At 72.8% G+C, this 9,196-nt stretch carries 10 protein-coding genes, 1 tRNA gene and 1 pseudogene; 10 read left to right on the top strand and 2 right to left on the bottom strand.

What is annotated here, in order from left to right; all coding sequences use genetic code 11:
• The 9 genes from ACFWN1_RS29325 to ACFWN1_RS29285 all read left to right on the top strand — a co-directional run.
• A partial coding sequence (locus tag ACFWN1_RS29325; RefSeq protein WP_384368440.1) for a sensor histidine kinase occupies positions 1 to 1,461 on the top strand: 1,461 nt, incomplete at its 5' end.
• An 89-nt stretch (positions 1,462 to 1,550) separates the two neighbouring features.
• The gene (locus ACFWN1_RS29320; RefSeq protein ID WP_384368437.1) at positions 1,551 to 1,985 is read left to right on the top strand and encodes a roadblock/LC7 domain-containing protein; all 435 of its coding nucleotides are present in this window, start codon (positions 1,551 to 1,553) and stop codon (positions 1,983 to 1,985) included.
• Positions 1,982 to 2,359 carry a DUF742 domain-containing protein gene (locus tag ACFWN1_RS29315; RefSeq protein WP_384368434.1) on the top strand — a complete coding sequence of 126 codons (378 nt, stop codon included), beginning with the start codon at positions 1,982 to 1,984 and terminating at the stop codon, positions 2,357 to 2,359. Before ACFWN1_RS29320 ends, ACFWN1_RS29315 begins: the two co-directional genes overlap by 4 nt.
• A complete protein-coding gene (locus ACFWN1_RS29310; RefSeq protein WP_384368431.1) occupies positions 2,337 to 2,951 on the top strand; it encodes an ATP/GTP-binding protein in 615 nt (204 codons plus the stop codon). The genes ACFWN1_RS29315 and ACFWN1_RS29310 overlap by 23 nt, the downstream gene beginning before the upstream one ends.
• Positions 2,948 to 3,511: a GAF domain-containing protein gene (locus tag ACFWN1_RS29305; protein ID WP_384368428.1), complete on the top strand. Its 564-nt coding sequence runs from the start codon at positions 2,948 to 2,950 to the stop codon at positions 3,509 to 3,511. Before ACFWN1_RS29310 ends, ACFWN1_RS29305 begins: the two co-directional genes overlap by 4 nt.
• A gap of 193 nt (positions 3,512 to 3,704) precedes the next feature.
• Entirely contained in the window at positions 3,705 to 4,733 is a 1,029-nt protein-coding gene (gene tdh, locus ACFWN1_RS29300) for an L-threonine 3-dehydrogenase (RefSeq protein WP_384368425.1), read from the top strand.
• 64 nt (positions 4,734 to 4,797) lie between these two features.
• Positions 4,798 to 5,997, top strand: coding sequence for a glycine C-acetyltransferase (locus tag ACFWN1_RS29295; RefSeq protein WP_384368422.1), 1,200 nt, complete (start codon positions 4,798 to 4,800; stop codon positions 5,995 to 5,997).
• 30 nt (positions 5,998 to 6,027) lie between these two features.
• Positions 6,028 to 6,933 (top strand): LysR substrate-binding domain-containing protein, encoded by a 906-nt coding sequence (locus tag ACFWN1_RS29290; RefSeq protein ID WP_384368419.1) that lies wholly within the window; start codon positions 6,028 to 6,030, stop codon positions 6,931 to 6,933.
• Positions 6,934 to 6,973: 40 nt separating this feature from the next.
• Positions 6,974 to 7,333, top strand: coding sequence for an MmcQ/YjbR family DNA-binding protein (locus tag ACFWN1_RS29285; protein ID WP_384368416.1), 360 nt, complete (start codon positions 6,974 to 6,976; stop codon positions 7,331 to 7,333).
• Positions 7,334 to 7,340: 7 nt separating this feature from the next.
• Here ACFWN1_RS29285 and ACFWN1_RS29280 read toward each other — a convergent pair.
• Together ACFWN1_RS29280 and ACFWN1_RS29275 are read right to left on the bottom strand one after the other, a co-directional pair.
• A pseudogene (locus ACFWN1_RS29280) lies at positions 7,341 to 8,251 on the bottom strand (transketolase family protein).
• 32 nt (positions 8,252 to 8,283) lie between these two features.
• A complete protein-coding gene (locus ACFWN1_RS29275; RefSeq protein WP_384368413.1) occupies positions 8,284 to 8,982 on the bottom strand; it encodes a transketolase in 699 nt (232 codons plus the stop codon).
• Between the two features lie 123 nt (positions 8,983 to 9,105).
• Here ACFWN1_RS29275 and ACFWN1_RS29270 point away from each other — a divergent pair.
• A tRNA-Pro gene (locus ACFWN1_RS29270) sits at positions 9,106 to 9,179 on the top strand.
• The last annotated feature ends 17 nt before the right edge of the window (positions 9,180 to 9,196 follow it).

The raw sequence follows: 9,196 nt of genomic DNA, 5'->3' as shown, positions 1-9,196 counted from the left end.
CACGACGGCGCCGTCACCGCCGTCGTCCGCGCGGCCCAGCTCTCCAGCCAGGCCGCCGCCGAACAGAAACTCGAGGTCTTCGTCAACCTCGCCCGGCGGCTCCAGTCCCTGGTGCACCGGGAGATCTCCATCCTCGACGAGCTGGAGAACGATATCGAGGACCCCGACCTGCTCAAGGGCCTCTTCCACGTCGACCACCTCGCCACCCGCATCCGCCGCCACGCCGAGAACCTCGCCGTGCTCGGCGGCGCGGTCTCCCGTCGGCAGTGGAGCAACCCGGTCGGCATGACCGAGGTACTGCGCTCCGCCATCGCCGAGGTCGAGCAGTACTCACGGGTCAAGCTCGTCCCGCCGGTCGAGGGCGAACTGCGCGGGCACGCCGTCGCCGACGTCATCCATCTCCTCGCCGAACTCATCGAGAACGCCACCGTGTTCTCCGCCCCGCAGACCCAAGTCCTGCTGCGCGCGGGCCTGGTGACCTCCGGCCTCGCCATCGAGGTCGAGGACCGTGGCCTCGGGATGCCGGTCGAGGAACAGCACCGGATGAACGCCCTCCTCGTCGACCCCGACCAGGCCGACGTCGCCGGCATGCTGGCCGACGGCCGCATCGGTCTCTACGTCGTCTCCCAGCTCGCCCGCCGCCATGGCATCTCGGTGCGTCTCCAGAGCAACATCTACGGGGGCGTCCAGGCCGTACTGGTCGTGCCGCAGGCGCTGCTGGGGGCTTCGGCGGGGGCGGTACCGCAGGCCGAGGGGGCGGGGGGTGCACAGGGGGCGGAGCCCGGGTCCACGGCTCCGGGGCGGGGGGCTCCTGGTCGGGGCGCAGGCCCGGCCGGGCCGGCGGGGGCCGGGGCTGCGGACGCCCCCCTTGAACCCCTCGCCCCTCCTGCCCCTCCTGCCCCTCTCGCTCCCGCCGCTCCGGCCACCGGCCGACACCGGCAGGTGGCGCGGCAGGGGAGCGGGGGCGCCGGTACGCGGGCCGCGGCGGAAGGGGGCGGTGCCGGGAGAAGCGGCACCGTGCCGCCTCCGCCTCCGCCTCCGCTGCCCGTGCGCGGGGCGCAGGAGCAGCGGGCCAACCCGGCCGAGGCGGTGCCCGGTATCAACGTCGGGGACCGGGCCATGGTGGAGAGCAACGCGGGTGTGCCGCCGACCGGGCGCGGGGGAGCGGCGCCCCCCGGCGCGGACAGGCCCTCGCTGCCCCGCCGACGCGCCCAGGAGCACATCGCTCCGCAGCTCCGGGATGGGCCGCCCGTACCGCGTCAGGCCAACGACGCCTTGGTGGGGCACGATCCCGGACTCATGGCCGCCTTCCAGCGAGGCGTCGGCCTCGCCGAGTCCCAGCAGAGACCGGAGGGCGCGGGGAAGGAGTCCGTGGAGTCGGCAAGCCACACCGGCCCACCCCGCAGGGAGCCGGACCACTCGGAGCCCGGCCCCCTGGACAGGGGCGCGCCTCCCGGATGACCTCCGCCCTCGGCACCACCCACGGCACCCCCACCGCCCCGCCTCCCAGCGCTTCCGCGGACCTTCGTACCCCAAGGAGTCGATCCACCATGGCGAGCGATGCGCCGACCGCCCACGCATCCGACCTCGACTGGCTGCTGAGCGGCCTCGTGCAGCGCGTACCGCACACCAGCAGTGCGGTGCTCCTGTCCTGCGACGGGCTGGTGAAGTCCGTACACGGGCTGGACCCCGACAGCGCCGACCACATGGCCGCGCTCGCCTCCGGCCTGTACTCCCTCGGCCGCAGCGCGGGCGTCCGGTTCGGGGACGGCGGGGAAGTGCGGCAGGTCGTGGTCGAACTGGACTCGACACTGCTGTTCGTCACCACCGCCGGCTCCGGCACCTGTCTCGCCGTGCTCGCCGGGCGCGAGGCCGACGCCGCCGTGCTCGGCTACGAGATGGCGATGCTGGTCAAGAGCGTCCGCCCGTACCTCGTCACCGCGCCCCGGCAGCCCGCCGCCGACCCCACGGCGCTGAGGCCGTGAGCGTCACCGTGGGCGACGGTCCCTGGCTCGACGAGGCGGCCGGGCGGCTGGTACGCCCGTTCACGGTCAGCGGCGGCCGTACCGAACCGAGCGTCGCCCTGGACCTGATCTCCCAGGTGATGGCCACCGGAGTCACCCCGCTCGGCTATCTCGGCCCCGAGCACGCGCAGGCGCTCGACCTGTCCCGCGCGCCCGTCTCGGTGGCCGAGCTGGCCGCGCACCTGAGGCTGCCGGCCGTGGTCACCAAAGTGCTGCTCTCGGACCTGGTCGACTGCGGGGCGCTGACCACCGGGCCGCCCCCCGCCTTCCGCCACAACCCCACTGACCGGTCTCTGCTGGAGGCAGTGCTCGATGGACTACGACGACAGCTCTGACCCGTTCCCCACCGCGCTCAAGATCCTGGTGGCCGGCGGGTTCGGGGTGGGCAAGACGACCTTCGTGGGCGCGGTGAGCGAGATCGCGCCGCTCAGCACCGAGGAACTGCTCACCACGGTCGGCGCGGCCACCGACAACCTGGACGGCGTCGAGAACAAGATCGAGACGACCGTCGCCATGGACTTCGGCCGCATCACCCTCGACCCCCGGCACGTCCTCTACCTCTTCGGCACGCCCGGCCAGGAACGGTTCTGGTTCATGTGGGACGAGCTGTGCGAGGGCGCGCTCGGAGCGGTCATCCTCACCGACACCCGCCGCCTGGAGGAGTGCTTCGCCGCCGTCGACTTCTTCGAGGAACGCGGCGTCGCCTTCATCATCGCCGTCAACGAGTTCGACGGCGCCTTCCGCTACGACCCCGACGAGGTACGCGCCGCCCTCGACCTGAGCCCCGCCGTCCCGGTCGTCCCCTGCGACGCCCGTATCTCCAGCTCCGGTGTGCGGACCCTGCTCACCCTCGTACGGCACCTCCTCGCCCACGTCCCGGCGCCCGTGTCCGCCGAGGCAGCCCCCGTCCAGGGAGCGCGGTCATGATGTACGAGCCGGTGCGCCGCGTCCGGGGTCTGCTGCTCACCCCCGAGGACAAGGAGGCCCCGGCCCGCACCTCCCGGCTGCGCCGCCTCGGCCTGGGGGAGCGCGCCGAGCCCGCGCTCGACGCCTTCGCCGACCACCTCGCCCAGGTCACCGGAGCGCCGTACGCCATGGTCAACTTCGTCGGCGAGCAGCGGCAGTTCTTCGCGGGGCTGAGCGCGCCGCCCACCGGCCCCCTCACCCGCGAGGACGGGTCCGGCCGGGTACTGCCCCGCGAACACGGGTTCTGCCCCCATGTGGTCGTCCGCCACCGGGCCCTGGTGCTGGAGGACGTCCGCGACTACCCCCGCTTCGCGGGCAACCCGATCGTCGACGACCTCGGTATCCGCTCCTACCTGGGCGCACCGCTCATCGACCGCTCCGGCATGGTGCTCGGCACCGTGTGCGCCGCCGACACGGAGCCGCGCTCCTGGGGCAGGGCCGGGCTTGAGGCCATCAAGGGGATGGCCGCCGAACTCGCCGTACGCATCGAACGAGCCGCCGACGACGGTCTGCCCATCTGAACGAACGGAAATACGACCGGAGTTGAGCCGAAGCCCCCGAGGTGTGAAGCAAACCTGTGGCGCCGGTTAAGAAAAGCTCGATGGATTCCGGTCGGCGCGTACGGCAGATTGCGGGGTGATTCCACCCCTCGGACCCGGTGCGGACGCCACGGCGAGCCCGTACGGCCGGGCCTCACCCACAGGAGCCGTAGCGTTGAAGGCGCTGGTCAAGGAGAAGGCGGAGCCCGGTCTCCGGCTCATGGACGTGCCCGAGCCCGAAGTGGGACCCGGTGACGTGCTCATCAAGGTCATGCGGACCGGTATCTGTGGCACGGACCTGCACATCCGGGCCTGGGACGGCTGGGCGCAACAGGCCATCCGCACCCCGCTGATCGTCGGCCACGAGTTCGTCGGGCAGGTCGTGTCCACCGGCCGCGACGTCACCGACATCCGGGTGGGCGACCGGGTCAGCGGTGAGGGCCACCTGGTGTGCGGCAAGTGCCGCAACTGCCTGGCCGGCCGCCGCCACCTGTGCCGCTCCACCATCGGCCTGGGTGTGGGCCGCGACGGCGCGTTCGCCGAGTACGTGGCGCTGCCCGCGTCCAACGTGTGGGTGCACCGGGTCCCCGTGGACCTCGACATCGCCGCCGTGTTCGACCCCTTCGGCAACGCCGTGCACACCGCGCTGTCCTTCCCGCTGGTCGGTGAGGACGTGCTGATCACCGGCGCCGGCCCGATCGGCCTCATGGCCGCGGCCGTCGCCCGGCACGCGGGCGCCCGCAACGTCGTCGTCACCGACGTCAGCGAGGAGCGCCTCGAACTGGCCCGCAAGATAGGAGTGAGCCTGGCACTGAACGTCTCGCGCTCCACCATCGCGGACGGTCAGCGGGAGCTGGGACTGCGTGAGGGCTTCGACATCGGCCTGGAGATGTCCGGCCGCCCCGAGGCCATGCGCGACATGATCGCCAACATGACGCACGGCGGCCGGATCGCCATGCTGGGCCTGCCCGCGCAGGAGTTCCCGGTGGACTGGTCCCGGATCGTCACCTCGATGATCACCATCAAGGGCATCTACGGCCGGGAGATGTTCGAGACCTGGTACGCCATGTCGGTCCTCCTGGAGGGCGGCCTCGACCTGGCCCCCGTGATCACCGGCCGGTACGACTACCGCGACTACGAGACGGCCTTCGAGGACGCGGCCGGCGGCAGGGGCGGCAAGGTCATCCTGGACTGGACCGTCTGATTCCCGGCCCGGTCCGCCGCCGGGGCGCCCGCCGCGTCCCCCTCTCACTTCCGTAGGAGCCCCCATGTTCGACACCGTCCGCGACGACCTCCGCGCCACCCTCGACGAGATCCGTGCCGCCGGCCTGCACAAGCCCGAGCGCGTCATCGGCACCCCGCAGTCCGCGACCGTCGAGGTCACCGAGGGCGGCCGCCCCGGTGAGGTACTCAACTTCTGCGCCAACAACTACCTGGGCCTCGCCGACCACCCCGAGGTCATCGCCGCCGCCCACACCGCGCTCGACCGCTGGGGCTACGGCATGGCCTCCGTGCGCTTCATCTGCGGCACCCAGGAGGTCCACAAGGAGCTGGAGGCCCGCCTCTCGGCGTTCCTCGGCCAGGAGGACACGATCCTCTACTCCTCCTGCTTCGACGCCAACGGCGGTGTCTTCGAGACCCTGCTCGGCGCCGAGGACGCGGTGATCTCCGACGCCCTCAACCACGCCTCAATCATCGACGGCATCCGCCTGTCCAAGGCCCGCCGGTTCCGCTACGCCAACCGCGACCTCGCCGACCTGGAGACCCAGCTCAAGGAGGCGAACGCGGGCGGCGCCCGGCGCAAGCTGATCGTCACCGACGGCGTCTTCTCCATGGACGGCTACGTCGCCCCGCTCGCCGAGATCTGCGACCTGGCCGACCGCTACGACGCGATGGTCATGGTCGACGACTCGCACGCCGTCGGCTTCGTCGGCCCCTCCGGTCGCGGCACGCCCGAGCTGCACGGCGTGATGGACCGCGTCGACATCATCACCGGCACCCTCGGCAAGGCCCTCGGCGGCGCCTCCGGCGGCTATGTCGCGGCCCGCGCCGAGATCGTCGCCCTGCTCCGCCAGCGCTCGCGCCCGTACCTGTTCTCCAACACCCTCGCCCCGGTCATCGCCGCCGCCTCCCTGAAGGTCCTCGACCTGCTGGAGTCCGCCGACGACCTGCGCGTCCGGCTCGCCGAGAACACCGCCCTGTTCCGCTCCCGCATGACCGAGGCCGGCTTCGACATCCTCCCCGGCGACCACGCCATCGCCCCGGTGATGATCGGCGACGCGTCCGAGGCGGGCCGCTTGGCGGAGCTGCTCCTGGAGCGCGGGGTGTACGTGATCGGCTTCTCGTACCCGGTGGTCCCGCAGGGCAAGGCGCGCATCCGCGTCCAGCTCTCCGCCGCGCACTCCACCGAGGACGTCAACCGCGCCGTGGACGCCTTCGTCGCGGCCCGCGCCGAGCTGGCGGGCTGACCGGCGCCGCCGCCTTGCGATAATGGCGGCATGATCGAGGCGCGGCGGCTCCACATCCTCCGTGCGGTGGCCGACCACCGCACGGTCACGGCGGCGGCCGCCGCGCTCTACCTCACCCCCTCCGCCGTCTCCCAGCAGCTCACCGCGCTGGAGCAGGAGACCGGCCACCGCCTGGTCGAGCGCGGCGCGAAGGGCGTACGGCTCACCCCGGCCGGCGAGATCCTGCTCAGCCACACCAACGCCGTCCTCGCCCAGCTGGAGCGGGCCGAGGCGGAACTGGCGGCGTACGGCAAGGGCGAGGCCGGGACGGTCACCGTCGCCGCCTTCGCCACCGGTATCGCCCAGGTCGTGGCGCCCGCCCTGGCCCGGCTCGGCCGGTCGGCGCCCGGCATAGGAATCCGGGTCCGGGACGCCGAGGGCGACGCGAGCCTCAGGATGCTGCTGGACCGGCAGGTCGACGTGGCGGTGGCCGTCGAGTACCGGGGCGCGCCGCCCGCCGACGACCCCCGGCTGACCCATCTCCCGCTGTACGCCGAGCCGTTCGACGCCGTGGTCCCGCTCGGGCACCGGCTCGCCGACCACGCCGAGGTGCCGCTCGCGGAGCTGTCCAAGGACCCGTGGATCGGCCCGTACCCCGGCAACCCCTGTCACGACGTGGTGGTGCTGGCCTGCGAGAGCGCCGGGTTCCTGCCGCGCCTCGAGCACTCCTCCGACGACTTCCGCGCGGTGGTCGCGCTGGCCTCGGCCGACGCGGGCGTGGCCCTCGTCCCCCGCTCCGCGCTGCGCGGCATGGACCTGACGGGCGTTGTCGTGCGGCCCGTGGACGGGGTGGCCCCGACCCGGCGCGTGTTCGCGGCCGTACGCCGGGGCGCGGAGGCGCATCCGCTGATCCGGCCGGTGCTGGAGGCGCTGGGGCAGGCCGCGGCCGGGGGCTGAGCCGGGGCCGTTGTCAGTGCCGGGGGTTACGGTGCGTCGCATGCCGGACGCAGAAGACGTACGCCGTATCGCCCTGTCCCTTCCGGACACCACCGAGAAGGTGGCCTGGGGCATGCCCACCTTCCGGGTTGCCGGGAAGATGTTCGCCACGCTCCCGGAGGAGGAGACCTCGCTCGCGGTGCGCTGCCCGAAGGAGGAGCGGGACGAACTGGTGCTGGCCGAGCCGGAGAAGTTCTGGATCGCTGACCACGAGGCGAACTTCGCCTGGGTGCGGGCCAGACTCGCCGCGCTGGACGGCGAGGACGAACTCCGGGACATCCTCGCCGACTCCTGGCGCCAGGCGGCCCCCATACGGCTGCTGGAGGAGCATCCGGGGCTGGGGGTGCCGCAGGACCACTAGGCGTCCGCTAGGCGCTGACCGCGCCCGCCCCGACGAACGCGCCGATCCGTTCCCGCAGACCGCGCGCGTCCAGACCGTGCGCGGCCAGGTGCTCGTCGAACGTGCCGTACCGACGCAGCTCGCGGCGGCCGACGCCCAGTCCGAGCACGCGATGCGGCACGTCGGACAGGGCCTCCGTGGCGGCGCGGGTCGAGGTCCCGGCGAGGTGGGGCTCGACCAGGACCACGTCTGTACCGGCCGCCTCGGTGGCCCGGCGCAGTGCGGCCGCGTCGAAGGGGCGGACGGTCGTCGCGTACAGCACGGTCACGTCCAGGCCCCGGGTGGCGGCGAGGACGGGGTCCAGCGTCGGGCCGACCGCGACGACAACCCCGGCGCGGCCCTCGCGCACGGTGAGGAAGCGGGCGCCGTCGACCGGGAGGGGGAGCCGGTTGCGCTGGAGGGAGAGGCGTACGTACACCTTGTCGTCGCCCGCCGCGACGGCGTGCCGCAGCAGGGTCTCGGCCTCGTCCGGGTGGCCGGGGACGTGCACGGTCCAGCCGTCCAGGGTGTCGAGGAGGGCGACGTCGCCGGGCGCCATGTGGGTCCGGCGGCCGGCCAGTCGAAGGAGGCGCCCACGCTGACCAGCACCGCGCCGGCGTCCTGGTGGCCGAGGTCCAGTTTGACCTGCTCGAAGGGGCGCTCCACGAGGAACGCGGCGAAGGTGTGCACGATCGGCCGCAGCCCGGTGAGCGACAGCCCGGCGGCGGCGCCGACGAGGAGCTGCTCGCGGATGCCGACGTTGATCAGCCGGTCGGGGTGGCGGCGCGCGGCGTCCGTGAACGCATCCCGGCCGACCTCGGCGAGGACGACCGCGACCCGCGGATTCTCGTCCAGCAGCCGGGAGGCGACGGCGCCGAACCGGTCACGCATGCTTTCCATGATTTCCACGAGGGTGGGCCTTTCTGGTCCGGTCAACGGGCGTTCTTGGGTTCCACCCGGGCGACGACCGCGTGCGGGCGGCCCGGATGCGGGGAGGTGAAGGCTTCGTACAGCGCGGCGTGGTCGCGTCCGTCGACGGTGGCGGTGGACCAGTTCGCGGCCTCGAACCGGGCGGCGATGCCGCCGGGCAGGGCGTGGCCGGCGGAGGCGTTGTCCACGACGACGGTGTGCAGCCGGTCCAGCCCGGCCGCCCCGGCGTAGGCGATGGCCTCGTGGTTGCTGCCCTCGTCCAGCTCGGCGTCCCCGATGAGCACCCAGACGGCCGCGCCGGTCAGCCCCTGCGCGCGCAGCCCGAGCGCGCCGCCGACGGCGAGCGGCAGCCCGTGCCCGAGCGACCCGCTGCCGATCTCGGTGCCCGGCACGAGGACCCGGTCCGGGTGATGCCCGAGCGGCGAGTCGTACGTCCCGAAGCCGGGCAGCCACTCCTCGGGCACGAACCCCTTCGCCGCGAGCACGGCGTAGTACGCCATCGGCCCGTGCCCCTTGCTCAGCAAAAAACGGTCCCGGTCCGTGGCGTCCGCCCGCGCGGGGGTGACGTCGAGCACCCGGTCGTAGAGCACCCACAGCACGTCGAGCGTGGAGGTGGCGGCGAAGTCGTGCTTCTCGTCACCGGTCATCAGGCTCATCAGCCGGGGCAGATCGTCGTAGCCGTGGTCCGCTGTGATCGTCATGCCGACAATCCTGCAACCTCAAGCCCGCTTGAGGTCAACCGCGAGCGGTGCGCGAGCACCGACCCGAGTGCGGTAGAGTTTCCCTGCGCTGTTTGGCCAGGGAAACCCCAGGTCAAAGAGCATCGGGACGTGGCGCAGCTTGGTAGCGCACTTGACTGGGGGTCAAGGGGTCGCAGGTTCAAATCCTGTCGTCCCGACTCTATGGAGTCGCAGG

It is taken from the genome of Streptomyces sp. NPDC058459 (assembly GCF_042721685.1).
Classification (GTDB): Bacteria; Actinomycetota; Actinomycetes; order Streptomycetales; family Streptomycetaceae; genus Streptomyces.
The sequence above is the reverse complement of the archived record's forward strand: the minus strand, read 5'-3'. Positions and strand labels throughout refer to the sequence as shown.